Source organism: Nonomuraea indica (assembly GCF_002850745.1).
Lineage (GTDB): Bacteria > Actinomycetota > Actinomycetes > Streptosporangiales > Streptosporangiaceae > Nonomuraea > Nonomuraea indica.
This window is the reverse complement of record NZ_KZ559472.1, coordinates 42274-66543: the sequence shown is the minus strand read 5'-3', so window position 1 is coordinate 66543 and position 24270 is coordinate 42274. Positions and strand designations below refer to the sequence as shown.

Genomic DNA, 24270 nt, shown 5'->3' with positions numbered 1-24270 from the left:
ACGGGCACTATGGAGATGTGGGTGACGAGTGGGCCGGCAGTGACGACGAGATCGCCCGTGCGGTGCTCGCCGCCTCGCCCAACGCGCTGATCGCGCTCGACCGCGACCAGACCGTCCTGGTGTGGACGCCGGCGGCGGAGCGGCTCTTCGGCTGGAGCGCCGAGGAGATGCTGGGCCGCCGGGCGCCCATCGTCCCGGACGAGCTGACGGCCGAGCACAACGCGGTGCTCGAACGCGTGCGCACGGGCGGCCAGGTGACGCTGCAGACCAGGCGGTTACGCGCCGACGGCGGCGTGATCGACGTGCGGGTGGACACGAGCGCGCTGGTCATCGGCAGCTCGGTGGTGGGCTACGTCTGCGAGCACCACCCCGTCGAGGCCGGCGAGGCGGCCGGCGTGCCGGTGGCGCGCCGGGCGCAGCTCGTGCGCCGGCTGACGGACGTGGTCGCCGACATCAACGCCGAGCTGGAGCTGTCGGCCGTCCTGGACCGGATCGCGGCCAGCCTGACCGAGCTGACGGGCGCCGACGGCGGCGGCTTCGTGCTCATCGAGGGCGAGCGGCTGCGCCTGGTCAGCACCCACCGGCTGCCCGAGACGCTCAAGGGCGCGACGGCCGACCTGCGCACCAGCCTCGTCGGCAAGCTGCTGCGCACCGGCAGGACCGTCCTGCTGGAGTCGGACGGCCTCGGCGACCTGGTCTGGGCGGAGCTGTCCGGCCTGCACACCATCGCGCTCGGCCTCGCCGCCGTGGGCGGGCGCCCGTACGGGGCGCTGTACGCGCTGTTCGCCGACGACCGGCCCGGCCACCTGGAGCTGGAGCTGCTCGAACTGCTCGCGGGGCACGCCGGCATCGCCGTCGGCAACGCGATGGCCTACCAGGAGGCGATCCGCCAGCGGGCCCACGAGCGGGCGCTGTTCGACGCGAGCGCCGACGGCATCGCCGTGCTGGACCGCGAGGGACGGGTGATCCGGTGGAACCCGGCCGCGACCGAGCTGACGGCCCTGCCTGCCGAGGCGGTGCTGGACCTGCCGCCGCCGTTCGCGCTGCCGGGGCCGGGCGAGAAGCTCACCTTCCGGCTGCCGAACGGGCGCTGGCTGGACGTCGTGGGCGCCCAGATCGAGGAGACCGGCGAGGTGGTGGTCGACTTCCGCGACGTGACCCAGGCCAAGGAGCTGGAGGAGGCCAAGGACCTCTTCCTGGCCACCACCAGCCACGAGCTGCGCACCCCGATCACGATCGTGCGCGGGTTCGCGAGCACGCTGGACGCGCGCTGGGACAAGCTGACCGACCCCGAGCGCCGCTCCGCCGTCCACACGATCGCCGAGCGGGCCCGGTCGCTCGGGCGGCTGATGGACCACCTGCTGCTCGGCTCGCGCGCCGGCGCGGACGAGCTGAAGGTCCGGGTCGAGGCGTTCGACCTGGCCGAACGCATCCACGCGGCGACGCTCGGGCTGCCCGGGCTGTCCGACCGGCACCGCGTCGAGGTGACCATCCCGGAGGACCTGCCGCCGGTCCTGGGCGACGCGCTGGCCACCGAGATCGTGCTCGGCCAGCTGCTGGAGAACGCCTTCAAGTACAGCCCGGCGGGCGGCCTGATCCGGGTCGAGGCGTGGACGGAGGAGGACGGGGTGGTCGTCGTCGTGGACGACGAGGGCGTCGGCATCGCCCCGCCCGACCGGGAGCGGATCTTCGAACGGTTCGTCCAGGTCGACAGCGGCGACCGCAGGAGGTTCGGCGGGGTCGGGCTCGGCCTCTACATCGTGCGCAGCCTCGCCAGGGCGCAGGGCGGCGACGTGAGCGCCCACCCGCGTGACGGCGGCGGCACCCGGATGCGGCTCGTCATGGGCGCCGCCTCCCCTACTGGAAACGACACACCGATGCGGTAACGAGGTGGTCACGGATGTGCTGACCTACAGTCCAATGTGTACAAGCTGTGATCGAGATGCGGTTTCTGGGATCGAGTAACGGGGCATTTCGGTCGTACCGGGGAGTGTTCCCGCGGGGGGCACTGGTAGACGGGGAGGTGGGTGTGTCAAGCGTGGTGCTGCTGCCGTACGCGCCGTCCAGCGTCGCCGTTGCCCGCCAGCGTCTGAGCACTGACCTGCACGGTCTCGGCGTTTTCGACGCCGCGATCGACGACGCCGTACTGGTGGTGAGCGAGCTGCTCAGCAACGCGCTGAGACACGCCCATCCGTTGCCGTCGGGCATGGTCAAGGTGGCGTGGCTGCGCAGTGGCGATCGGATCGAGGTGGCCGTGAGCGACGGGGGCGCCGCCACCGAGCCGCGCGCGGGCCGCCCCACCCTCTCATCGCTGGGGGGCAGGGGGCTCGGCATCGTCGAGTACGTGGCCGAGAGCTGGGGCGTTCGCCACGACGGCGAGATGACGACCGTGTGGGCCGTGCTGCCCGCGCCCAACGGCAACGGCTCGGTGAACGGGCACGTCGCGGCGCTGAGGGAGGCCGGCTAGCCGGCCCGCGCGGCGAGCACGGCACGCTCGCCGAAGGTCCACGCCGTGGACACCAGGAGGTAGAGCCCGGCGGCCAGCGGCAGCACGGCCGCGGCGACCACCGACCCCCACGGCAGCAACGGCATGATCTTCCGCAACGTTTCGGGCTGCTCCTCGGTCAGCGTGGACCGGATCTTCCGCGACGAGAGCCAGGCCACCAGTGCGACCAGTGCGATGATCACCACAAAGACCGAAAATGGCCAACTGATCAGTCCATAATTGGCCACCACACCTGCCACCTGCTGACCCAGCGGAGCCCCCAGCAACTGCTGACCCGCGAGCGCGGTCGGATGCGTGGCCACCTGGTACATCAGCCACAGGAACGGCGCCTGGGCCAGCCCCGGCATGATCCCGGCGAACGGCGAGCTGCCCTCCCTGGCGTACAGCGCGGAGACCTCCTTGCTGAGCCGCTGCGGATCGCGCCCGAACCGCTTCTGCAGCCGGCGCAGCTCCGGCGCCAGCCGCTCCTTGACCTTGGCGCTGCGCGCCTGCCGGACGCTCAACGGGAGCAGCAGCACCCGTACCGCCAGCGTGAACAGCACGATGGCGAGGGCGGCATGGCCCCCGGACATGCCGACGACGAACGTGACGAGAGATTCGATCATGAGCCCTTCAAACAGAGGAAGACGGAATCAGGGCTCGTCGAAGACGGAGCCCCGCTAGCGGGAAGCGGGGCAGGGTGAGGGCGCCCGTGGGCGGGGCCGACCGGCGGCGTCGGGATCGCGCTGGCGCTGGAAGGCCGTGCGCCGGCCGTACACCAGCGGGAAGCCGGCCGGCTCGGCGGCGCCCAGCGGCAGCAGCCTGCCCGCCCAGCTCACCAACAGCAGGACCGCCACCATCGTGACGCCCATGAGCCAGGGATCGAGCAGGAACAGGGTCATGGGCTCAGCGGGACGTCTTGCCGACCAGGGTCACCGCGATGAAGACCAGCAGGGCGACCACCCCGATGATCAGCGCCACCTTCAGCAGACCCATGATCATGGGCAGCACGAAGTTGAACAGCACGAAGAGCGCCAGGAGCGCGCCCAGCACGAGCATGACGACTCGACTCATGAGCCCACCGTACGTCCTGCGGGCAAGATCCGCGAGGCTTACGAACCCATGACGTGGGTGTCGGCGGGCCATGGCCCGGTCGTACCGTGAAGGCGTGAACACCCGCATCCTCGTGGTCGAGGACGACCCCACCGTCGCCGAGGTGGTGGCGCGCTACCTGGAGCGCGACGGGCACGAGGTCGAGTGCGTCGGCGACGGGGCGGAGGCGCTGCGGCGGGCGCTGGCCCGGCCGCCCGACCTCATGGTGCTCGACCTGATGCTGCCCAAGCTCGACGGGCTGCAGGTGTGCCGCAAGCTGCGCGAACGCTGGCCCGTCCCGGTCATCATGCTCACCGCGCTGGGCGAGGAGATCGACCGCGTGGTGGGCCTGGAGACGGGCGCCGACGACTACGTGACCAAGCCGTTCAGCCCGCGCGAGCTCGCCCTGCGCGTCCAGTCGGTCCTGCGGCGGGCGCGCGGCGCGTCCGTCACGGCCGGCACCGGGGTGCTGCGCGACGCGGGTCTGGTCGTCGACGTGGGGGCGCACGAGGTACGACTGGACGGCGCGGAGGTGGCGCTGACCGCCCGCGAGTTCGACCTGCTGGCCCACCTGATGCGCAACCCTCGGCAGGCGTTCAGCCGGTCGGCGCTGCTGAACCAGGTGTGGGGCTGGTCGTTCGGCGACTCCTCGACCGTGACCGTGCACGTCAGGAGGCTGCGCGAGAAGATCGAGGCCGACCCGACCGAGCCGCGCAGGATCGTCACCGTGTGGGGCGTCGGCTACCGCTACGAGCCCCTGGAGACGGCGGGATGACCCGCCCCGCCGGGCTCGCGCGGGCCGCCGAGATGGGCGACCTGGGCGTGATCGTGGCGGTCACCGCCGGGCTCGGGCTGACGGTGGCCCTGCTCGGCGTGTGGGCGATGTGGTCGCTGCGCAGGCGGTCCATCGGCGTCATGCTGGCCGTCGTCATGGTCGTCTCCGTCACGGCGACGCTGGCGGGCGTGGTGGCCATCACGCTCATGATGATCATCGAGGGCCGGGTGCGCGACATCGTGCTCAGCGTCGTCGCCGTCGGCGGGCTGGTCGGGCTCGGGGTCGCGTTCGTGCTGGCCCGGCGGGTGGTCGGAGAGAGCAGGCGGCTCGTCGCCGCCGTCCGGCACCTGCCGTTCACCGCACCGCGCGGGCTGCCCGCCGAGCTCCAGACGATCGCCAACACCCTGCAGGAGGCGAACGCCCGCGAACGAGCCCTGGAGGAGGCCCGGCGCGAGCTGGTGGCGTGGGTCAGCCACGACCTGCGCACCCCCCTCGCCGGGATGCGCGCGATGGCCGAGGCGCTGGAGGACGGGGTGGTGTCCGACCCGGCGACCGTCGCCCGCTACCACGGGCAGATCAGGCTGGAGGTCGAACGCCTGTCCGCGATGGTGGACGACCTGTTCGAGCTCTCGCGCATCCACGCCGGGGCGCTGCGGCTCACCCGGGCCCGGATCGGGCTGGCCGACCTGGTGGCCGACACCGTCGCCGGGGCCGAGCCGCTGGCCCGGGCCAAGGGCGTGCGGCTGGCAGCCGAGGCCGCGCACGCCGTGCCGGTGGAGGCCGACGCCGGCGCGCTCGGCCGGGCGCTGGGCAACCTCGTGGTCAACGCGATCCGCCACACGCCCGCCGACCGGACCGTCGTGCTGCGGGCGGGGGTCACGGCGGGGATGGCCTGCGTGTCGGTCTCCGACTGCTGCGGCGGGATCCCGGAGGCGGACCTGCCGCGGGTGTTCGACGTGGCGTTCAGGGGAGAGGCCGCGCGGACGCCGACACCCGACGGGGGAGCCGGGCTCGGCCTGGCGATCGCCCAGGGCATCGTCGAGGCCCACGATGGGATGATCGACGTGGTCAACGAGGGGCCCGGGTGCCGTTTCGAGATCCGGCTCCCCCTGGTGCGCTGATCGGCGGCGGCCGGCGCGCGGCTCGGCTCGTGCCGGCCGCGACGATCAGGCGTCGTGGAGGGCTGTCAGGGGGCCGTCAGGCGGACTCCGGCAAGGGGGAGAAGGCCGTGCCGAACGCCTCCGACATCGCACGAAATGTCGGGCAGGGCCAGCGCCACATGCAACTCCGGCACCGCAGGATGGGATGCGCGGTGTCGCTCGTGATGCCGCCTGCGTCGCGAGGCTGGTGCAGGTCCAGCAGCCTCAGGGTGAGCTCGGTGAACGTGATCAGGTCTTCGCGGGCCCCGGACAGGAAGTCGAGGTCCTCGACCGCCAGCCGGGTGCGCACGGGGACGAACCCCTCGTGGTTGACCAGGCCGCGCAGGCGCCCCGCCTCCTCGTGCCAGGAGGCGGCCTTCTCGGTGCGGATGAGGATGGTCTCCAGATGTTCGCGGAGCCGTTGACGCTGAGGATCTTCGGGTTGTTCAGTGTTCATCGCGTTACGCGGGCCCGTGTCTCGCCCAGCCCCTCCTTCTCGGTGAAAGTGGTGACCGGATGCGGAGGTGCCGGGCCGCCCCCTTCCGGCCGTGCCGGTGTCACACCGTCAAGCTTCGCGTACTCTCCGTCTCCATGGAGCCCAAACTGATGACAAAAACCGGGGGTGACCCGCTCGGCGTGACAACGTGACCGCGGCGCTCCGCGCCGCTAGCCTGCCCCTGTGGAGCTCAAGGTCTCGACTCGATCACATGCCGGCCATGCACTCGTTGCGATCTCCGGCGAAATCGACCTCTATACGGCACCCCACCTGCAGTCGGAGTTCACCCGGTTGCTGCAGGACGGGCCCAGCCGCGTGGTCATCGACATGTCCGGCGTGGATTTCTGCGACTCCACGGGGATGAACGTCCTGCTGTCGGCGCTCAAACGGACGAAGGAGCGCGGCGGTTCCCTGCACGTGGCCGCTCCCCGGCCGGCCGTACGCAAGATCCTGCAGGTCACCGGGCTCGACTCGGTGTTCACCGTGCACGACGAGGTGCCGCAGGAGTTTCTCATCGCCGAGGGATCATGACGGCTGGGGAACACGGTGTGACCGACGCCACGGCGGAGCCCGCCGGCGACACCGCGGTCGTGGTGCCCGCCAAGGACGAGGCCCACCGCATCGGCGCCACCGTCACGGCGGCCCTGGCCCTGCCGGGCGTCGATCTGGTGGTCGTCGTCGACGACGGCTCCACCGACCAGACCGGCAAGGTCGCGCGGGCGGCCGGGGCGCGGGTCGTGCGCCACAGCCGCAACCGCGGCAAGGCCGCCGCCATGGAGACGGGCGCCGAGGCCGTGCGCCTGTTCGACGGGCCGGTGCCGCGCCACTTACTCTTCCTCGACGCCGACCTCGGCGACACCGCCGGCGCGGCGGCCGCGCTCGTGACGCCGGTCCGCGCGGGCGAGGCCGACATGACGGTCGCCGTCTTCGCCACGCGGGTCAAGCTCGGCGGCCACGGCATGGTCGTCCGGCTGGCGCGTGACGGCATCCGCCGCGCCACGGGGTTCGAGGCCAGGCAGCCGCTCAACGGCCAGCGCTGCCTCACCCGTGCCGCCTTCGAGGCCGCCCGGCCGCTCGCCCACGGGTTCGGGGTCGAGACCGGGCTGACCATCGACCTGCTGCGCAAGGGATTCCGGGTGGCGGAGGTCGAGGTGGAGATGAGCCACCGCGCCACGGGGACCGACTGGCGCGCCCAGCTCCACCGCGCCAGACAGCTCAGGGACGTGGGGCTGGCCCTGGCGGCCCGTGAGCCGCTCATCGCCCAAAACCTCAACAAACTTCGCACCAACCGCTGATCCGCTCCCCGCAAACCACCCATACGGCGACGCTCCCCGCGAAGTCCCCGGGCGGGCGCCGCGGGGGGAGGCCGGAGTCGGTGTCGTGCACGCCGCCGGCCCCGGCCGCCCGCCCCGGGACACGGCACCCGTCCCCCTAGGGGGCACTCGTCTCCTTCGTCCGGTAATCCCCCTCGCTGGGGGGCTCGTCCCCTTCGTCTGGTAATCCGTCCCCGCTTGGGCGGGGACCCCGTCCCCTTCGGCCGGGGACCCGACCTGTTCGGCCGGGGACCCGACCTGTTCGGCCGGGGACCCGACCTGTTCGGCCGGGGACCCGACCCGTTCGGGAGGCGGACCCGGCACGGCCCGTTCGGCTGGGGACCTGACCTCTTCAGGAGGCGGACCCGGCCTGCCCCGTTCGGCCGGGGACCCGATCCGTTCGGGGAGCGAGCCCGGACTGACCCGGGTCGGCGGTGTGCTGGAATTTGCGGGTGAGAGTCGAGACGCGCGGCGCCGGACGCGGCAACTGGGCGGCGCGAGCGACCCTGGCGGCGATCGGCGGCTCGATCCTGCTGACGGTCGTCATCGGCCTCCTCGGGCCGTCCGCGATGGTGCCGGACCTGGGCGGGCCCGCCTGGCTGCCGCCGTTCTCGCTGGGGGTGGGGCCCGCGCCGCACCTGGTGGTCGCGCTGGCCGCCGCCGCCGTCCTGATCGGCGGCCTCGGCACGCTGGCCGGTCTGCGCACCCTGCGCGACGGCGGCCTGGCCGGGCGGCTCGTGGCGCTGGGCTGCCTCGCCGCCGGCGTGCTCGCGTTCCTGCCGCCGTCCGGCTCCGGTGACCACCTCAACTACGCCGCGTACGGGCGCATGGTCGCCCTCGGCCTCAACCCGTACACGCACGGAGCAGTCGACCTGCCCGGCGATCCCGTCGCCGACGCCGTGGAGGCGCCCTGGCGGGAGGAGCCCAGCGTGTACGGCCCCGTCGCGACGGCGGTGCAGGCGCTGGCGAGTTGGGCGGGCGGCGACTCCCTGAGGCTGACGGTCTTCGTGCTGGCCCTGGTCAACGCGGCGGCGTTCGTGGCCACGGGGCTGCTCGTGGACCGCTTCACGCGGGACGACCCCCGGCTCAGGCTGCGGGCGGCACTGCTGTGGACGGCCAACCCGCTGCTGCTCCACCACCTCGTCGCCGGCATGCACGTGGACACGCTGGCCGTGGCCTGCATGGTGGCGGCGCTGCTCGCCCGGTCCCGTCCCGCCCGATCGGGGCTGCTGCTCGGCCTGGGCGTGGCCGTCAAGGTGAACGCCGGCCTGGCCGCGCTCGGCCCCGCGTGGGAGCTGCGACGCCGGCCGGGACGGCTGGCGGTGATGGCGGGGGTAGCGCTGGCGGTCGTGGTCGCCGGGTACGCCGTCGCGGGTCCCGACTCCGTCGGCCCGGTGACCCGCACGAGCAAGGCGATCTCGCACGCCTCCTACTGGAAGCTCGCGCAGGGCTGGCTGCAGGCGCTGGTCGGGGAGGGCAGCGCCTACCGGGGCGAGATCCAGGCCGGCTCGCTGGTCGTCCTCGCGCTGGTCGCCTGGTCGCTGCTGCGCCTTGCCCGCAGGACGTATGGCGAGCTCCCGGCCGAGGTGGTGGCGGCGGCGCTGGTCACCGCGTACGTGTTCGCCACGCCGTACGTGCTGCCCTGGTACGACGGGATGGCGTTCGGGCTGGTGGCGCTGGCCGGGCCGTACGCGTTCGGCGCGGCGCTGGACCGGTTCCTGACGGCGCACCTGCTCGTGTTGTCGCTGGCCTACCTGCCTGCGCGGGTGGACGTGCTGCCGCCCGACCTCGGCTGGCTCATGACCGTGGTCCGGCCTCAGGTCGTTCCGCCGGCGCTGCTGGCGCTGACGGCGGCGCTGGCGGGCTGGGCGCTCCTGCGGGCGCGAGCCGCAGGGCCCGTACGGACGCCGCCAGCGCCAGCGGCACCGCCACGGTGAGTGCCATGGCCGGGATGGCGATGCCCGAGTCGTTGATCAGGAACCCGATGAAGGCGCAGGTCAGCGCGCCGATCAGCCCCGCGCGCAGCGGCGGGGCGAGAGCGTAGGCCTGGCCTAGGGCGGAGGCCCCCCAGCGCGACGGCCGGTCGAGCACCAGGAACAGGAACGCCAGCGCCACCAGCGACAGCAGGGTCAGCGACCAGTTGCCCACGGTCACGCCGACCATGGCGCCGAACTTGCGGCCGACCACGGTCAGCGCCTCGCCGTCGATGACCTGCTGGACGAACGTGCCGAGGTGGGTGCGCGCGGACGCGGGCCGCAGCCAGTCGAACACCGCGATGGCGCCGATCAGCACGGCCCCCGCGGCCCCCACGAGCAGCAGCTTCAGCACCGAGACCCGGCTGCCCGACAGCAGGATCACGAACACCGCCAGACCGGTCACGAACGCGGGCACGCCGCCGAAGTCGGCCCCCCACGCCGGCCACCCGTCGGCGAACACCGCGAGCCCGCCGTAGCCCGCGCACACCAGCAGGGGCACGAACCTGGGCGCGCCCCGGCGGGTCAGCCACTGCGACACCCCGGCCAGGGCGAGGATGGTGCCCGTCGCGTAGATGGCGAAGGCGATGTTGCTGAAGCCGTAGAACCTGCCGCCGGTGACCGGCTCGTAGCCGCTGACCGCGTTCACCTGGAGGGTGGAGCCGGTCATCACGTCCAGCAGCATCGCCACCGACGTCACGGCCGCGACCACCGTCAGCGGCCCCAGCACGTGGCGGCGCCACGGCCCGGCGAAGGCCGCCCCGGCGATCAGGCCCGCGATGGCGACGATCGTCACGATCAGGGAGAGCATCGGCGCCGGCAGCGTCCACCACGGCACGAGCTGCGCCAGGAACGTGGACACCGCGATGGCGCCGCTCACCACGGCCACCACCTGCACGGTGGCCAGCACCCGCGAGGTGGCGGCGTCGTCGCGGGGCGCCTCCCCGCCCGAGGATCCGGCCTCCCGCCGGCGGCGCAGCGTCAGCGCGGCGAAGACGTAGAAGGCGAGCTGAACGGTCACGAACACCGCGAAGAACGGCCCGCGCACCTCCCGCAGCACCTGGCTGGCCAGGTCGGCGTCCACCAGCTCGGCGACCGTCGCGGCGGGGGTGACGGGGGCGGGTCCGCCGTCCTGCCAGGCCCGCCCGACCACCTCGCGCGGCTGCTCCAGACCGAGGGCCGTGATGGCCGTGGCCGTCACGTCGGAGATGGTGACCAGGGCGTCCTGCCGGGTGGAGCTCGCGGTCAGGTGCCCGCGCCGGTAGGGCTCGCCGGTGGGCGACGGGCCGGTCGCCAGGGCGAGGTGCAGGTGGGGGCTCGGCGTGACGTCGGAGACGCCGGCCACCAGGACGGTCGTGCCGGCGGGAAGCCGGCCGAGCAGGGCGCCGACGCGGCGGTCCGCCGCTTCGGCGGCCGCTCGCCGGACGGGCGGGGGCATCGTGGCGGGCACGCCGAACTCGTCCAGCGGCCGGGCGGCCCACGCGGCGGCGAGGTCGGGCGCCTCCATGACGATCAGCGTGTACGGCGCGAGGTCGGCGAGGGCCTCCACGGAGCCGGCGTACCCGGCGACGCGGCCGGACCCGTCGGCGGCGGCCAGCGCGGCGCCCGGTCCGATGGCGGCCACCCGGCCCCCGGCGGCGGTGACCAGCCGGCCGAGGGTGCCGATCCGGGCGGCGTAGCCGGTCGTCTCCTGGTGCGCGGCCAGCTCCGCCCAGCCGGGCACGGTCGCGCCGGCGCCGTCGGGGCGGGGCGTGGGCGCGGGCGGGCAGCCCCGGCCGGCCGTGCCCGCCCGCTGTCCCGCCGAGACGGTCAGCCACCCGGCGACGGGGCAGGTGATGCCGCGGTCCGGGGGAGGCACGGCCCGCGTCGAGAGGGACGCGGAGGAGCCCCTGGTGACGAGCTCCCACAGGTGGGGGGTGCGAGAGGCGTCGACGTCGCTCCACTCCAGCCCGGGCACCCCGATCAGGGCGACCCGCGCGTCGGGCCCCGGGCCGGGCAGGGCCGCGGTGGGCAGGGGCGCGGTGGACACGGCCGCGGAGGGCAGCGCCAGGACCGGCAGGGCCAGGACCGGCAGGGCCAGGCACGCCAGGACCACGCCCAGGATGAGCGCCCTGAAGGCGGCGTGCGGCATGTGCGGACCCCCGGTGTGTGCGCCTGGACGAATCAGAGCCACGGTAACGTGCCACACCGTGACAGGTGGCGTGGCGCCGTCGTTCCGGCGGCAGTGGTGGCAGTGGGCCCTCGCGGTGATCGTGGTCGCCGCGGCCGTGGCGCCGCTGGTCGAGCACTGGCTGACGAACCCCGACGACCAGCGCCTCGTGGACCTCGACGTCTACCGCACCGGCGGGCAGATGGTGCTGGAGGGCCGGCCCGTCTACGACTTCGTCACGCCGGCGCCGCAGCTCCTGCCGTTCACCTACCCGCCGATCGCGGCGATGCTGGCCACCCTGCTCGCGCTCATGTCGTGGGAGGCGGCCCAGTGGGTCTGGACGGCCGGGATCTACGCGGCCCTCGCCGTCACCGTGGGCTACGCCTTCCGCGAGACGCTGGGCAGGCACGCGCCGTGGGTGTTCGCCTTCGCCATGGTGGCCTGCGCCTACCTGATGCCGATCCGCGACCAGGTGCGGTTCGGGCAGGTGGACATCCTGCTCGTGGCCCTGTGCCTGGCCGACTGCGTGGCCAGGCGGCCGTGGTGGCCGCGCGGGTTCTGGATCGGGCTGGCGGTCGCGATCAAGCTGACGCCGGGCGTCTTCCTCGTCCACCTCCTGGTGACGCGGCAGTGGCGGACGCTGTCCATGGCGACGTTCACGGCGGCCCTGCTGTCGCTGCTGCCGTTCGCGGTGCTGCCGCGCGACGCGGTGGAGTTCTGGTTCTCGGCGCTGCTCGACCCGAACCGGGTCGGCTCCAACGCCGCCACCACCAACCAGTCGATCCGCGGCATGCTCATCCGGCTGTACCTGCCCGACACGCTGACCACCCTGATCTGGGCGGCGGTGGTCGCCGTGGTCGCCTGGTACGGCTTCCGCGCGGCCCGCGACGCCCACCGGGCGCACGACACGATGACGGCCGTGGCGCTGGTGGGGCTGATGGCCGTGCTGCTGTCGCCGGTCGCCTGGATCCACCACCTGGCCTGGGTCGTCGTGGTGCTGGGCGCGATCGTGGGCGACGGGCGCGACCCGGTGCGGCTGCGGGTCGCCGCGGGGGTGTGGCTCTTCTACGTGGTGCCGGTGCCCTGGTGGGGGGTCTCGCTGAGGGCCGCCGAGATCCCCGTGCTGAGCCCGGTCCTCGGCAAGCTCGTGCAGAACGGCTACGGGCTGGGCGCGCTGGCCCTGGTCTGGTTGCTGGCGTACTGGCTGCCGAAACGGCGGGCCGCGAGCGTCCCGGCTCCTTTGGCGGAGCATTACTCTCTGTAGTGTGTTGATTGCCGTATGGATGGGCGTGGTCGCGGGGGTCGGCGGCGCGGTCGTGGGGTGCCTCGCGCTCAGGCGGGCCAGGGCCGAGATCGACGACTGCCGCAGGCAGCTCGTACGCGCGGCGAGCGGCGGTGGCAACCTGCGGGCCATCCGCGACGTGGCCGTCTGCCGCTACGACGCGCTGGACGAGATGACCGGCCGGTTGTCGTTCTCCGTCGCCATGATCAACGGGCTCGGCGACGGCATCGTACTGACCTCCATCAACGGCAGGTCCGAAACCCGCACCTACGTACGCGCCATAACCGGTGGCCGAGGGGAGCAGCCGCTGGCGCCCGAAGAGGAGGAGGCGGTGCGGGCCGCCCGGCTCGGGCTCGGACCCATCGTCGCAAAGCCGCGCGCATCGCGACAACCTGCGGATACTCTGTAGCCATGCCCAGACTCGCCTACCTGGGACCCGAGGGCACCTTCACCGAGGAGGCCCTGCGGCTCCTGGAGCCCGACGCCGAGCGCCTGCCCTGCGCCAACGTGCCCGCCGCGCTCGCCGCCGCTCGCAACGGCGAGGCCGACGGCGCCGTGGTCCCGCTCGAGAACTCCGTCGAGGGCGCCATCACCACGACCCTCGACGAGTTCGCCTGGGGTGAGCCGCTGCTCATCACGGCCGAGCTGCTGCTGCCGGTGCGCTTCTCGCTCCTGGCCCGGCCCGGCACCGAGATCCCGCACATCAAGCGGGTCTACACCCACCCCGCGGCCATCACCCAGAGCCGCGCCTTCGTCGCCCGCGAGCTGCCCGACGCCGTCGTGGTCGCCGCACCCTCGACGGCCGCCGCGGCCCAGGAGGTCTCGCTGCCCGGCTCGCCGTACGACGCGGCCATCGCCGCCCCCATCGCGGGCGAGCACTACGGGCTCGTCGAGCTGGCCGGCGACATCGGCGACCGGACCGACACCGTGACCAGGTTCGTCAAGGTCAACCGGCCCGGACCGCTGCCCGAGCCCACCGGCTCCGACCGCACCACCCTCGTCGTCTTCCTCGCCGACGACCACCCGGGCGCGCTCCTGGAGATGCTGACGGAGTTCTCCGTGCGCGGCGTCAACCTGAGCCGCATCGAGTCGCGGCCCACCGGCGACGGCATCGGCCGCTACTTCTTCCACTTCGACTTCGAGGGGCACGTCGCCGACGCCCGCGTCGGCGAGGCCATCGCGGGGCTGCACCGCGTCTGCGGCGAGGTCCGCTTCCTCGGCAGCTATCCGCGCGCCGACGGCGTCTCGCCGCAGATCAAGCGCGGCACCTCCGACACCGAGTTCGCCGAGGCGGCCCACTGGCTGGCCCGCGTACGCGCCGGCCGCGTCTGAGAGCCGACGGGCGGACCCTCCGTCCGACGCGGTGCCGGCCAGGCCGGGCAGGTGCCGTATTGGGGAGGCCAAGCGCTGTCCGGCACCGGTAGCCTTTTCTTGTGATTGACCTGCGCACCCTTCGTGAGGATCCCGACCGGCTCCGGGCATCGCAGCGTGCCCGCGGCGAGGACGACTCCGTCGTCGACAAGCTGCTCGACCTGGACGAGCGCCGCCGCTCGGCGCTGACCGGCTTCGAGTCGCTGCGTGCGGAGCAGAAGAGCCTCGGCAAGTCGGTCTCCAAGGCGCAGGGCGACGACAAGGCCGCGCTGCTGGCCCGGGCCAAGGAGCTGGCGGCCGGGGTCAAGGCCGCCGAGGCGGAGGCCGAGCGGCTGGCCGCCGAGCTCGACGAGGTCCTGCAGACGGTGCCCAACATCGTCGAGGCGGAGGCGCCTCCCGGCGGCGAGGACGACTACGTCGTGCTGGAGACGCACGGCGAGCCGCGCACGTTCGACTTCGAGCCCAAGGACCACCTGGAGCTGGGCGAGCTGCTCGACGCCATCGACATGGAGCGCGGCGCCAAGGTGTCTGGCTCGCGGTTCTTCTTCCTCAAGGGCGTCGGCGCCCGCCTGCAGCTCGGCCTGCTCAACATGGCCATGCAGCACGCGATCGCGCACGGCTTCGTCCCGATGATCACGCCGGTGCTGGTCAAGCCCGAGACCATGCAGGGCACGGGCTTCCACGTGGCCCACGACAAGGAGATCTACCGCCTGCCCGAGGACGACCTCTACCTGGTCGGCACCTCCGAGGTGTCGCTGGCCGGCTACCACGCCCAGGAGATCCTGGCCGCCGACCAGCTCCCGCTGCGCTACGCCGGCTGGTCGTCCTGCTTCCGCCGCGAGGCCGGCTCCTACGGCAAGGACACCCGGGGCATCATCCGCGTCCACCAGTTCGACAAGGTGGAGATGTTCTCCTACTGCCGCCCCGAGGAGGCCCGCGAGGAGCACCAGCGGCTGCTCGGCTGGGAGAAGGAGATGCTGGCCGCCATCGAGGTGCCCTACCGCGTCATCGACACGGCCGCGGGCGACCTCGGCATGTCGGCCGCCCGCAAGTTCGACTGCGAGGCGTGGATCCCCACCCAGGGCCGCTACCGCGAGCTGACCTCGACCTCCAACTGCACGGAGTTCCAGGCGCGCCGGCTCGGCGTCCGCTACCGCGACAAGGACGGCAAGCCGCAGCACCTGGCCACGCTCAACGGCACTCTGGCCACCACCCGCTGGATCGTCGCCATCCTGGAGAACCACCAGCAGGCCGACGGCTCGGTCGTGGTGCCCGCGGCGCTGCGCCCCTACGTGGGCCTCGACGTCCTGGAGCCCCCGAAGTAGTCAGTGGGGTGCTCCTCGTGGGCGGCTTGGCGGCGGACGAGCGCGACGACCGCCGCCAGCACGGCCACGGACAGGCAGACCGCCAGCGCCACGGCGCCGCCGTAGGAGTCGGGCGCGCCCAGCACCCAGCCGTGGAAGGGCGCGTACGCGGCGGCGAAGGCCGCGGGCGCGCCCGCCACGCCGACGAGCAGCGTCCGGCCTGGTGCGCGGGCGGCGGCGGCCAGGGAGAGGCAGGCGGTGACGCCGAGGAGCGTCGCGGCGCCACCGAGCACCAGCGCGACCGGGTTGCCGACGCCGAGCAACGACCGGTCGGTGAAGCCGTGCAGGGCGGTGACGTACACCCCGGCGCAGCCCAGCATCGCGAAGACCGCGTACGGCGTCGTCAGCCGCCGCATGCCCGATCCCAGGGCGCCCAGCAGCACGGCGAGGGCGAAGACGTACGCCACCTCCCGCTCGCCCTCCACGGGATCGGCGCGCAGGGGTGCGGCCTGCTCCACCGGCCAGCCGGTCAGCCGCCAGGTCCCCGACACCTCGCGTACCGCGATCCCGGCCGCGCCGCCCGCCGCCACCACCACGTGCCCGCCCGGCCGGGGCTGCACGACGAGCCCTCGTGCCCGCACCGACGCCCGGTCCGCGGCCGGATACGTCCTCACCAGGACGTCCACCCGTCCTTGCGGGAGTGTCCACGAAGGGTGCCAGGTCACGCCGCCGTCGTCCGACTGCTCGACGGCCGGCCGCCCCGGCACGACGCGATAGCACCGCCGCGCCTGGTACGGCACGCATGCGGCGCTCAGGGCCTCGGCGGGGCGTGTCCGCCAGGGTTGGACGGCCGGGCCGCCTCCCGGGGCGGCCACGGCCTCCGGCCGCCAGGTGCGCCCGCCGTCCGCGGACACCAGGCCCTGAACCTCGCCGTCGGCCAGGACGAGGTCGGTGAGCACCACGACGCGCTCGCCCTCGACGCGCACGGCGACGGCCGCTGAGGGAGCCGACTGGGCGGCTGTGGCCGTCACGGCGACCACGGCCAGCGGCACGCCCGCCACCACCCGCCACCGTTCCGCCGTGGCACGTGGTCGTTCCGCCGCTGTCCGCAACAGCGCCGTTGCGGGCCGCCACAGCGTTGCGGGCCGCCACCGCGCCGTTGCGGTACGCCGCCGTCCTGTCGTGAGGTGCGGCCGTGGGCCGCGGCCGAGGGTCCGGTGGCGGATCCACCAGGCGAGGACGAGCGCGGGAAGGGCCAGGAGGTCCGTGGGATCGGCCAGGACGCGCGACGGGCCGGCCACCAGGGTCCAGAGGTGGGAGGCCGTCTGCGCGCCCGTCTCCGTCGTTTTGACGAGCGTGAAGAGGGCGCCGGTCGCCAGGGTGGCGACCAGGTCGGCCCGTCCGGCGAGGAGCAGGGCCACGAGCGGCGGGGCGACGACGAGCCCGGCGACGTCACTCAGCTTGCCGGTGACAACACCGGGATGCGTGTGTTTGAGCAGGTGGTCGTTGAGCAGCAGGACGACCGTCGCGACCACGGTCACGGGGTGAGATGACCACGCGAGCCTCATACCTGGACGGATGGCCGGGGAGGGGCCGTGGTTCGGGCCGCGACATGACCTGAGTCACATCCGTGACCGGACCGAGCCCCGGCACGCGAAAGGCCGGGGTCCGCTGGAAGCGAACCCCGGCCTGTCTCGCTGCTACAGGTCAGATGGAACGGACCTGAGAGGCCTGCGGCCCCTTCTGGCCCTGCGTGATCTCGAACTCGACCCGCTGGCCGTCTTCAAGGCTGCGGTAGCCGTTGCCGACGATCTCGGAGAAGTGCACGAACACGTCCGGCGCACCGCCGTCCGGGGCGATGAAGCCGAAGCCCTTCTCGGCGTTGAACCACTTGACGGTTCCCTGAGCCATAAAAGCTCTCCCTCAGGATGTGAATCTATGGGACCCGCACCTCGCGAGTCCCGGTGTGTCGTACAGCAAGCACCCGGGGTGGCTCAGACAATGTCATGCTGGTTTTCACTACGGGATCAGCTAATACAACGCCATCACATCTAACACCATTCTGGCGCGTTGGTGTTCCCGTCGGCGGGAAGATTTCTGGCCGGCCGCATGACCAGGCAAACTGGAACGTGTTATGCAGAGCCTTCGCCCGCCCCGCCTGGTGGCCACTGACCTCGACGGAACCGCCCTGCGCACCGACGGAACCGTCTCTCCCCGCACGGCCGCGGCGTTCGCCAAGGTCGAGGAGGCGGGATCCATGCTCGTCTTCGTGACCGGCCGCCCGCCGCGCTGGATGAGCGGTGTGGCCGACGCCACCCGGCACAGGGGTTTGGCCATCTGTGCTAACGGAGCGTTGATCTACGATCTACATACCGAAAGGATAGTCGAATCGCGGCTTATCGCCCCTGACGTCCTGTCAGAAGTCGTCGCTCAGCTAAGAGCGAACGTCCCCGACCTCGCTTTTTCGGTCGAGTATGAGGGGGGATTTGCGCATGAGTCCGATTTCCCCCTCGGGGGCTGGGACAGCAGGGCCGTGGGCGGGCTGCGCGTCGGCGCGGGCACGCTGACCTCGCGGCCCTGCGCCAAGCTGCTCGCCCTGCACCCCGAGATGGACCCCGACAGCCTGCACGCCACCGTGCACGACCTCGTCGGCCATCTCGTGACCGCCACCCACTCCAGCGGCAGAGGGCTGATCGAGATGAGCGCGCACGGCGTCACCAAGGCCACGGCCCTCGCCGTGCTGGCCGAGCGGAACCAGATCAAGCCCTCACACGTGGTGGCGTTCGGGGACATGCCCAACGACCTGCCCATGCTGAGTTGGGCTGGAACGTCGTACGCGGTCGCGAACGCCCACCCCGACGTGCTGGCCGCCGTCGATCACGTGACTGCGGCCAACAACGACGACGGGGTCGCCCGGGTGCTGGAGGAGCTCTTCGGCTGACCCGCCCTACAGGTAGGGGCCCGAGCCGCCCGGCGGGCGGTGCTGGTCGTCACCGTGCGGCACGCCGGGAAGCGCCCTGCGCATCTGTTCCAGCTGGGCCCGGGCCGCCATCTGCTGCGCGAACAACGTGGTCTGGATGCCGTGGAACAGCCCTTCGAGCCAGCCGACGAGCTGGGCGTGGGCAATGCGGAGCTCGGCGTCGCTCGGCGGCGCGCCGTTGTCGTCGGTGAACGGCAGCGACAGCCGCTCAAGCTCGTCGACCAACTCGGGCGCCAGGCCGTCCTCAAGCTCCTTGATGGAGGACTCGTGGATCTCCTTCAGCCGCTTGCGGCTGGCCTCGTCGAGGGGAGCCGCACGGACCTCCTCCAGAAGCTGCCTGATCATGCTGCCGATGCGCATCACCTTGGCGGGCTGCTCGACCAGGTTGGTGACCGACCGCTCATCGTCGCCGCTGTCGCCCTTGCCCTGGAAGTCAGGGCCCACCACCACGATGTGGGAGGTGTTGTTGTCCTCAGCATTCATATGTCTCACCGTACTAGCAGGATCTTGCCGATGTGGTCGCCGGAATCCAGCATCCGGTGCGCGTCCGCGGCCTCGGCCATCGGCACCTCCGCGTACACCACCGGACGGATCGCGCCCGCGCTGACCAGGGGCCACACGTTGTCCACGACGCTGCGCACGATCGCGCCCTTCTCGTCGGCCGGACGCGCGCGCAGCGTGGTGCCGTGGACGGACGCGCGCTTGGCCAGCAACGCCCCCAGGTCGAGCTCCGCCTTCGCGCCGCCCTGCAGGCCGATGATCACCAGCCGGCCACCGGTGTTGAGCGCGCGGATGTTCGCCGCGAGGTATCCGGCACCGATGATGTCGAGGATGACGTCGGCCCGAAGCCGGTCCGCGAAGTCCTCCTCACGGTAGTTGACGACCTCGTCCGCGCCCAACTCGATCAGCCGTCGGGCCTTCTCCGCCAACCCGACGGTCGTCACCACCCGCGAGCCGAGCGCCTTGGCGAGCTGGACCGCGAACGTGCCGATGCCGCTCGCCCCGCCGTGCACCAGCAGCGTCTCGCCCCGGCGCAGCCGCGCCAGCATGAACACGTTGGACCACACCGTGCACGCCACCTCGGGCAGCGCCGCCGCCCGCACCAGGGAGACGCCGTCGGGCACCGGCATCAGCTGCTGCCACGGCACGGCCACCCGCTCGGCGTAGCCGCCGCCCGCCAGCAGGGCGCACACCCGGTCGCCCGGCTCGAACCCCTCGACGCCGTCGCCGACCTCCGCCACCACGCCGGAGACCTCCAGGCCGGGGTACGCCGGCGCGCCGGGCGGTGGGTCGTACCGGCCGCGCCGCTGGTGGACGTCTGCCCGGTTCACCCCGGCCGCGGCCACCTCGACGACGACCTCGCCCTGCTCGGGACGCGGATCCGGCACCTCACGCCACTCCAGCGCCTCGGGGCCGCCGGGGGAGGTGATGTCGATCGCTCGCATGCAACCACGGTAGCTGGGCAAAGAAGTTGTGGGTTGACTGCGTTCAAGAGAACACATGCCGTTACCCTGCAAGATATTTGCTGCCCCTTTAGACCCACCCGAGGGGGAACACGGTGGCACGACAGGATCGCGAAGAATCGCTCGAGGAGCAGCTGGCCTGGCTTGACGCGATCAAGGAGACCGAAGGCGCTCCGCTGAAGGTCGGCTCACCGGCGGCCGCGACCGCGGACGAGCCGGTCTCCTCGCCGTACCCCGAGGACCCCTGGGCGTCGGTCGCGGCCCTGCAGGGTGACACGCCGACCCCGCCGCTGTTCCGCGCCGCCGTCGACTCCGTGTACGGCCCGCACGCCGCCGAGGAACTGCCCCCCGGGGAGAGCGAGGCCGCCGAGTGGCTGGGGACGGCCACCAAGGAGGACCCGGCCCTGGCGGCGCCCGCCGGTCCTGGCCCGGACGAGGCGCGAGAGGCCGGCGACCCGTTCCTCACGCCGCTCAAGCCGCTGCCCCGGCCCGGCGACACCGACCCGTACGCGCTGTCGTCCTTCTCCGGGGCCGAGACGCTCTCCGGCGACGAGACGATGCCGCGGCTCGACCGGCCGGGAGAGGACGCGGCCTGGCCCGAGCCGCCGGGATGGCCGGCGTCCCCGTCGGCCCTCGACGACCCACGCCCCGCCGGCGAGCCGCTGCCCGGCCGCCCCGACGAGCGCCCCGCCGACGAGCCGGGGCGCACAGCGTTCGGGGAGCGCGGCGATGACGAGGCCGGGCGTACGGCATTCGGCGGGCGCCACGGTGACGAGCCGGAGCGTACGGCGTTCGGCAGGGGCGGCGATGACGAGCCGGGGCGCACCGCGTTCGAGGGGCGTGCCGGGGACGAGCCTGCGCACGACCCCTTCGCGCTGCGCCTGAACGACGAGCCGGCGTGGGGCGCCGGTGCGCGGCGGCTGGACGAGGAGCCGCGGGGCCGTGCGGCCGACGTGTCGCAGCCCGTCGGTGACGGCACGACCGGTCCGGGGTTCGGTGACACGGTGCCCGCCGGTTCGACCGGTCCCGGGTTCGGTGAGACGCTGCCCGCCGGTTCGACCGGTCCGGGGTTCGGAGACACGCTGCCCGCGGGCCCGACCGGTCCCGGTTCCACCGGCACGCTGCCCGCGGGCCCGACCGGTTCCGGAGCCGCCGGCCCGCGCCCGGCCTCCCCGGAGTCGACCGGCTCAGGGGCCGCCGCCCAGGGAGCCGCCGACGCGCGGCCCGCGGCCCCGGTCGAGCGGCCGGAGGCGCCCGCGCGCGAGCGGCCGCGGCGGCCCGCGCCGGTGCCCATGTTCGGCACCTCGCCCCGCCCGCCCGCCACCGGCGGGCCCACCGCCGACAGCCTCGACCCCGACACGCTGCTGCGCGGCCGCCGCAACGCCCCCTCCAAGGGTTGGCGCCGGCTGGTCTACAAGGCGTCCGGCGGCTGGATCAAGCCCGGCGAGCCGCCGGAGGTGCGCCGCCGCCGCGAGCTGATCGCCCGTGCCCGCACCCCCGTCGCGACCGGTCACCACCGCGTGGCCGTCCTCAGCCTCAAGGGCGGCGTCGGCAAGACCACGACCACGGTCGGCCTCGGCGCGACCCTGGCCCAGATGCGCGGTGACCGGGTCATCGCGATCGACGCCAACCCCGACCGGGGCACCCTGTCCGACAAGCTGCACCTGGAGACCTCGGCGACCGTCCGTGACCTGCTGAACGAGCGTGACCAGGTCAAGAGATACGTCGACATCAGGGCGTTCACCTCGCAGGCGCCGTCACGGCTGGAGGTGCTCGCCTCCGACCGCGACCCGTCGGTGTCGGAGGCGTTCAGCGGCGCCGACTACCAGGCCGTGTCCCAGGTGCTGGAGAACTTCTACTCCATCTGCATCACCGACTGCGGCACCGGCCTGCTCCACTCCGCCATGGGCGGGGTGCTCGGCCTGGCCGACCAGCTCGTGCTGGTCAGCTCCCCGTCGGTGGACGGCGCGCGGGCCGCCTCGGCGACGCTCGACTGGCTGGAGGCCCACCACTACGGCCACCTCGTCAAGGACGCGACCGTGGTGCTGTGCAGCGTCCGGCCGCGCTCGAAGTCGGCGGTGGACATCGGCAAGCTGGAGGCCCACTTCGCGGCCAGGTGCCGGGCGGTGGTGCGGGTGCCGTACGACCCGCATCTGGAGGAGGGCGCCGAGATCGACCTCGACCGGCTGCAGGAGGCCACCAGGGACGCCTATCTGCAGCTGGCCGCCTCGGTCGGCGACGGTTTCGCGGGCGCCCCGGACGGCTACGCGGGCAGCGCGGCCGGTGGCTTCGCCGGAGGCCGCGAGCGGGAGTGAGCGGAGGGTGTGGGATTCGAACCCACGAGGCCATCGCTGACCTGGCCGCTTTCAAGGCGGCTGCACTCGTCCACTATGCGAACCCTCCAGTGCGCACACCACCATAGCGGCTGCGGTGGCGCGGGGGTACGCCGAAGCGGTGAGCCGGGCCCATGACGGGCAGGACGGCCGGCGCGCGGATGCGTATCTCCGCGGCGCACCGGTGTCCCTGGCGTCGCCGGTCGTCACGCGCTGAGCTGGGCGAGCAGCCAGCGCGGCCCGGCCGTGGTGGCGCCCAGCTCGGTGACGCGCTGCTTGAGGCCCCGGTCGGCGGTGACCACCAGCACCCGCTCCCACGGCCTGGCCCGCCGGACGACCTCGGTGATCGCGTCGTCGCCGCTCCCCGTCGCGGCCACCACCTGGATGCCGGGCACGTCGGCCACCTGCCGGGCGGCGCCCTCCACGACGGCGACGATCCGCGGATACCACTGGGCGAGCACCGGGTGCTCCAGCCGCAGCCCCGCCACGTCGCGCAGCAGCCGGGCGGCGGCCGCCTCCCGGTCGTGCCACCAGCCGTGCTCGGCGCGGGCGCCGACGATGTTGGCCACGTCCAGCACCAGCGTCTCGGGGGCGAGCTGCGGCTCGATCGTGCCCCACGTCTCGGCGAACCCCGGGTGCAGCAGCATCCCGGTCACCTCCGGCAGCGGCAGCCAGCGCAGCTCGTCGCTCTCGCCGTTGGCGGGGGCGACGGCCAGCAGGGCGGGCGCTTCGGCGATCACCGTCTCGAACGTCCAGCCGCCGTGGTCGTCCACGTAGACGCCGCGGACGCGCAGCTCGTCGCCGGGCAGCGCTGCCTCCTCGTGCGCCTCGCGCAGCGCGGAGGCGACGGCGTCCTCGTGGCTGTCGCGCGCCCCGCCGCGCAACCCCCACGTGCCGCCGTGGTGGCTCCACTCGGCGCGTTTCTGCATCAGCACGTACGGGACGCCCGCATCGTCGTGGTGGACCACCAGCAGGCCGGAGGCCCCGTGGATGCCCCAGTGCCGGTGCCCGCGCCCGCACTCCGCCCAGCCGTCGCCGTCCTTCGCAGCCATGCCTTCGATTCTCGCAGCCTTTCCGCCGGCGGGCCGGTCAGAGCTCGAAGACCAGGCGGGCCGTCACCTCGCTGGACAGGATCTCCTCGAACGACTGGTTGATCTCCTCCAGCTTGCGCGTCTCGTAGCTGACCCTGGTGCGGCCGGCGGCGTGCAGCTGGAAGACCTCGGCCAGGTCGGCGCGGGTGCCGACGATGGAGCCGATGACGGAGATGCCGCCCAGCACGGTCTCGAAGACGGGCAGGCGCATCGCGTTGTCCTTGGGCAGGGAGACCAGCACCAGCCGGCCGCCGCGCCGCAGCGAGGCGTGGGCCTGTTCCAGGACGCGCGGGCTGGCCGCGAGGACGATCGCCACGTCGGCCCCGCCGAGGGCCTGGATCTCGGCGACCGGGTCGCCGGTGGCGGCGTTGACGGTGTGGGCGGCGCCCAGGTCGCGGGCGAGCCGCAACTTGTCCTCGGTGATGTCGACGGCGACGGTCTCGGCGCCGAAGATCTGCGCGTACTGCTGGGCCAGGTGCCCGAGCCCGCCGATCCCGAAGATCGCGGCGCGCTCGGCGGGCCGCACGCCGGAGACCTTGACGGCCTTGTACGTGGTCACCCCGGCGCAGGTCAGGGGCGCGGCCTCGGCGGGCGTGATGCCCTCCGGCACGGGCACCACGTAGGCGGCGTGGGCCACGGCGTACTCGGCGTGGCCGCCGTCGAGCGCGTAGCCGGTGTTGAGCTGCGCCTCGCAGAGCGTCTCGCGGCCGCTGACGCAGTAGGAGCAGGTGCCGCAGGCGTAGCCGAGCCACGGGATGGCCACCCGCTCGCCGACCGTGCGGCCGGTCACCGCGGAGCCCACCTTCTCGACGATGCCGACGCCCTCATGGCCGGGCGTGAACGGCGGCGCCGGCTTGACCGGCCAGTCGCCGCGGGCGGCGTGGATGTCGGTGTGGCACAGGCCGCTGGCTTCGATGCGGACGAGAACCTGGTCGGGGCCCGGCTCGGGCACGGGCAGGTCCTGGATCTCGAGGGGCTTGTCGAACGCGGTCACGACGGCTGCGCGCATGTCTTCCACTCTCCT

At 73.3% G+C, this 24270-nt stretch carries 23 protein-coding genes, 1 tRNA gene and 1 pseudogene; 13 read left to right on the top strand and 12 right to left on the bottom strand.

Annotation, left to right across the window (positions count from 1 at the left end):
• Window positions 1-17 precede the first annotated feature (17 nt).
• Complete coding sequence (locus CXR44_RS18985) at window positions 18-1886, top strand: sensor histidine kinase (RefSeq protein WP_101787421.1); 1869 nt, start codon at window positions 18-20, stop codon at window positions 1884-1886.
• Between the two features lie 137 nt (window positions 1887-2023).
• Window positions 2024-2467: an ATP-binding protein gene (locus tag CXR44_RS18980; protein ID WP_245899267.1), complete on the top strand. Its 444-nt coding sequence runs from the start codon at window positions 2024-2026 to the stop codon at window positions 2465-2467.
• Here the strand turns inward: CXR44_RS18980 and CXR44_RS18975 are convergent.
• From CXR44_RS18975 to CXR44_RS39510, 3 genes are read right to left on the bottom strand one after another with little or no spacing between them, the layout of a single operon-like run.
• Window positions 2464-3111 (bottom strand): YidC/Oxa1 family membrane protein insertase, encoded by a 648-nt coding sequence (locus CXR44_RS18975; RefSeq protein ID WP_101787420.1) that lies wholly within the window; start codon window positions 3109-3111, stop codon window positions 2464-2466. The genes CXR44_RS18980 and CXR44_RS18975 overlap by 4 nt on opposite strands.
• A 54-nt stretch (window positions 3112-3165) precedes the next feature.
• Entirely contained in the window at window positions 3166-3387 is a 222-nt protein-coding gene (locus CXR44_RS18970) for a DUF6412 domain-containing protein (protein WP_101787419.1), read from the bottom strand.
• Between the two features lie 4 nt (window positions 3388-3391).
• Window positions 3392-3559 (bottom strand): hypothetical protein, encoded by a 168-nt coding sequence (locus tag CXR44_RS39510; protein ID WP_180903609.1) that lies wholly within the window; start codon window positions 3557-3559, stop codon window positions 3392-3394.
• A 94-nt stretch (window positions 3560-3653) separates the two neighbouring features.
• Here CXR44_RS39510 and CXR44_RS18965 point away from each other — a divergent pair, with 94 nt between their 5' ends.
• Window positions 3654-4352 carry a response regulator transcription factor gene (locus CXR44_RS18965; RefSeq protein ID WP_101787699.1) on the top strand — a complete coding sequence of 233 codons (699 nt, stop codon included), beginning with the start codon at window positions 3654-3656 and terminating at the stop codon, window positions 4350-4352.
• The gene (locus tag CXR44_RS18960; RefSeq protein ID WP_219601894.1) at window positions 4349-5473 is read left to right on the top strand and encodes a sensor histidine kinase; all 1125 of its coding nucleotides are present in this window, start codon (window positions 4349-4351) and stop codon (window positions 5471-5473) included. The genes CXR44_RS18965 and CXR44_RS18960 overlap by 4 nt, the downstream gene beginning before the upstream one ends.
• A 76-nt stretch (window positions 5474-5549) precedes the next feature.
• Here CXR44_RS18960 and CXR44_RS18955 read toward each other — a convergent pair whose 3' ends face one another.
• The gene (locus CXR44_RS18955) at window positions 5550-5948 is read right to left on the bottom strand and encodes a hypothetical protein (protein WP_101787418.1); all 399 of its coding nucleotides are present in this window, start codon (window positions 5946-5948) and stop codon (window positions 5550-5552) included.
• A 222-nt stretch (window positions 5949-6170) separates the two neighbouring features.
• Here CXR44_RS18955 and CXR44_RS18950 point away from each other — a divergent pair, with 222 nt between their 5' ends.
• From CXR44_RS18950 to mptB, 3 genes and pseudogenes are all read left to right on the top strand, one after another.
• Window positions 6171-6518 (top strand): STAS domain-containing protein, encoded by a 348-nt coding sequence (locus tag CXR44_RS18950; RefSeq protein ID WP_101787417.1) that lies wholly within the window; start codon window positions 6171-6173, stop codon window positions 6516-6518.
• On the top strand, window positions 6515-7282 hold the full coding sequence (locus tag CXR44_RS18945) for a glycosyltransferase family 2 protein (RefSeq protein ID WP_101787416.1): 768 nt from the start codon (window positions 6515-6517) through the stop codon (window positions 7280-7282). Before CXR44_RS18950 ends, CXR44_RS18945 begins: the two co-directional genes overlap by 4 nt.
• A 587-nt stretch (window positions 7283-7869) precedes the next feature.
• Window positions 7870-8904, top strand: a pseudogene (gene mptB, locus CXR44_RS41000) (polyprenol phosphomannose-dependent alpha 1,6 mannosyltransferase MptB); the annotation flags it as partial.
• 193 nt (window positions 8905-9097) lie between these two features.
• On the opposite strand, the gene CXR44_RS40995 reads toward mptB, so the two are convergent.
• The gene (locus tag CXR44_RS40995; RefSeq protein WP_245899265.1) at window positions 9098-11404 is read right to left on the bottom strand and encodes a hypothetical protein; all 2307 of its coding nucleotides are present in this window, start codon (window positions 11402-11404) and stop codon (window positions 9098-9100) included.
• Between the two features lie 58 nt (window positions 11405-11462).
• On the opposite strand from CXR44_RS40995, the gene CXR44_RS18930 reads away from it, so the two are divergent.
• From CXR44_RS18930 to serS, 4 genes are all read left to right on the top strand, one after another.
• Window positions 11463-12686, top strand: coding sequence for a glycosyltransferase 87 family protein (locus CXR44_RS18930; RefSeq protein ID WP_245899264.1), 1224 nt, complete (start codon window positions 11463-11465; stop codon window positions 12684-12686).
• Window position 12687: 1 nt separating this feature from the next.
• Window positions 12688-13113, top strand: a complete 426-nt coding sequence (locus CXR44_RS18925; RefSeq protein ID WP_245899263.1) for a DUF4446 family protein — start codon at window positions 12688-12690, stop codon at window positions 13111-13113.
• Between the two features lie 2 nt (window positions 13114-13115).
• A complete protein-coding gene (pheA, locus tag CXR44_RS18920; protein ID WP_101787414.1) occupies window positions 13116-14036 on the top strand; it encodes a prephenate dehydratase in 921 nt (306 codons plus the stop codon).
• A 101-nt stretch (window positions 14037-14137) separates the two neighbouring features.
• Complete coding sequence (serS, locus tag CXR44_RS18915; RefSeq protein ID WP_101787413.1) at window positions 14138-15400, top strand: serine--tRNA ligase; 1263 nt, start codon at window positions 14138-14140, stop codon at window positions 15398-15400.
• On the opposite strand, the gene CXR44_RS18910 is transcribed toward serS, so the two are convergent.
• Both CXR44_RS18910 and CXR44_RS18905 read right to left on the bottom strand, forming a co-directional pair.
• A complete protein-coding gene (locus CXR44_RS18910) occupies window positions 15364-16920 on the bottom strand; it encodes a hypothetical protein (RefSeq protein WP_101787412.1) in 1557 nt (518 codons plus the stop codon). The genes serS and CXR44_RS18910 overlap by 37 nt on opposite strands.
• A gap of 166 nt (window positions 16921-17086) precedes the next feature.
• Complete coding sequence (locus tag CXR44_RS18905; protein WP_101787411.1) at window positions 17087-17290, bottom strand: cold-shock protein; 204 nt, start codon at window positions 17288-17290, stop codon at window positions 17087-17089.
• 223 nt (window positions 17291-17513) lie between these two features.
• Here CXR44_RS18905 and CXR44_RS18900 point away from each other — a divergent pair, with 223 nt between their 5' ends.
• The gene (locus CXR44_RS18900; RefSeq protein WP_101787410.1) at window positions 17514-18320 is read left to right on the top strand and encodes an HAD family hydrolase; all 807 of its coding nucleotides are present in this window, start codon (window positions 17514-17516) and stop codon (window positions 18318-18320) included.
• Between the two features lie 6 nt (window positions 18321-18326).
• On the opposite strand, the gene CXR44_RS18895 is transcribed toward CXR44_RS18900, so the two are convergent.
• Complete coding sequence (locus CXR44_RS18895) at window positions 18327-18842, bottom strand: bacterial proteasome activator family protein (protein ID WP_101787409.1); 516 nt, start codon at window positions 18840-18842, stop codon at window positions 18327-18329.
• 5 nt (window positions 18843-18847) lie between these two features.
• Window positions 18848-19804: an NAD(P)H-quinone oxidoreductase gene (locus tag CXR44_RS18890; RefSeq protein WP_101787408.1), complete on the bottom strand. Its 957-nt coding sequence runs from the start codon at window positions 19802-19804 to the stop codon at window positions 18848-18850.
• A gap of 113 nt (window positions 19805-19917) precedes the next feature.
• Here CXR44_RS18890 and CXR44_RS18880 point away from each other — a divergent pair, with 113 nt between their 5' ends.
• Window positions 19918-22137 carry a MinD/ParA family ATP-binding protein gene (locus CXR44_RS18880; RefSeq protein ID WP_425437438.1) on the top strand — a complete coding sequence of 740 codons (2220 nt, stop codon included), beginning with the start codon at window positions 19918-19920 and terminating at the stop codon, window positions 22135-22137.
• Window position 22138: 1 nt separating this feature from the next.
• On the opposite strand, the gene CXR44_RS18875 is transcribed toward CXR44_RS18880, so the two are convergent.
• The 3 genes from CXR44_RS18875 to CXR44_RS18865 all read right to left on the bottom strand — a co-directional run bounded on the left by CXR44_RS18875 (window position 22139) and on the right by CXR44_RS18865 (window position 24255).
• Window positions 22139-22225: transfer RNA gene (locus CXR44_RS18875), tRNA-Ser, on the bottom strand.
• A 136-nt stretch (window positions 22226-22361) separates the two neighbouring features.
• On the bottom strand, window positions 22362-23207 hold the full coding sequence (locus tag CXR44_RS18870; RefSeq protein WP_101787406.1) for an NUDIX hydrolase: 846 nt from the start codon (window positions 23205-23207) through the stop codon (window positions 22362-22364).
• A 37-nt stretch (window positions 23208-23244) separates the two neighbouring features.
• Window positions 23245-24255, bottom strand: coding sequence for a zinc-dependent alcohol dehydrogenase (locus CXR44_RS18865; RefSeq protein WP_101787405.1), 1011 nt, complete (start codon window positions 24253-24255; stop codon window positions 23245-23247).
• Window positions 24256-24270 lie beyond the last annotated feature (15 nt).

Bases quoted from the DNA above. Each gene is read 5' to 3' on its own strand.
- CXR44_RS18905 (WP_101787411.1), bottom strand. From the start codon at position 17,290: ATGGCTCAGGGAACCGTCAAGTGGTTCAACGCCGAGAAGGGCTTCGGC.
- CXR44_RS18870 (WP_101787406.1), bottom strand. From the start codon at position 23,207: ATGGCTGCGAAGGACGGCGACGGCTGGGCGGAGTGCGGGCGCGGGCAC.
- CXR44_RS18895 (WP_101787409.1), bottom strand. From the start codon at position 18,842: ATGAATGCTGAGGACAACAACACCTCCCACATCGTGGTGGTGGGCCCT.
- CXR44_RS18955 (WP_101787418.1), bottom strand. From the start codon at position 5,948: ATGAACACTGAACAACCCGAAGATCCTCAGCGTCAACGGCTCCGCGAA.
- CXR44_RS18890 (WP_101787408.1), bottom strand. From the start codon at position 19,804: ATGCGAGCGATCGACATCACCTCCCCCGGCGGCCCCGAGGCGCTGGAG.
- CXR44_RS18865 (WP_101787405.1), bottom strand. From the start codon at position 24,255: ATGCGCGCAGCCGTCGTGACCGCGTTCGACAAGCCCCTCGAGATCCAG.
- CXR44_RS18945 (WP_101787416.1), top strand. From the start codon at position 6,515: ATGACGGCTGGGGAACACGGTGTGACCGACGCCACGGCGGAGCCCGCC.
- CXR44_RS40995 (WP_245899265.1), bottom strand. From the start codon at position 11,404: ATGCCGCACGCCGCCTTCAGGGCGCTCATCCTGGGCGTGGTCCTGGCG.
- CXR44_RS39510 (WP_180903609.1), bottom strand. From the start codon at position 3,559: ATGAGTCGAGTCGTCATGCTCGTGCTGGGCGCGCTCCTGGCGCTCTTC.
- CXR44_RS18975 (WP_101787420.1), bottom strand. From the start codon at position 3,111: ATGATCGAATCTCTCGTCACGTTCGTCGTCGGCATGTCCGGGGGCCAT.
- CXR44_RS18970 (WP_101787419.1), bottom strand. From the start codon at position 3,387: ATGACCCTGTTCCTGCTCGATCCCTGGCTCATGGGCGTCACGATGGTG.
- CXR44_RS18960 (WP_219601894.1), top strand. From the start codon at position 4,349: ATGACCCGCCCCGCCGGGCTCGCGCGGGCCGCCGAGATGGGCGACCTG.
- pheA (WP_101787414.1), top strand. From the start codon at position 13,116: ATGCCCAGACTCGCCTACCTGGGACCCGAGGGCACCTTCACCGAGGAG.
- CXR44_RS18900 (WP_101787410.1), top strand. From the start codon at position 17,514: ATGCAGAGCCTTCGCCCGCCCCGCCTGGTGGCCACTGACCTCGACGGA.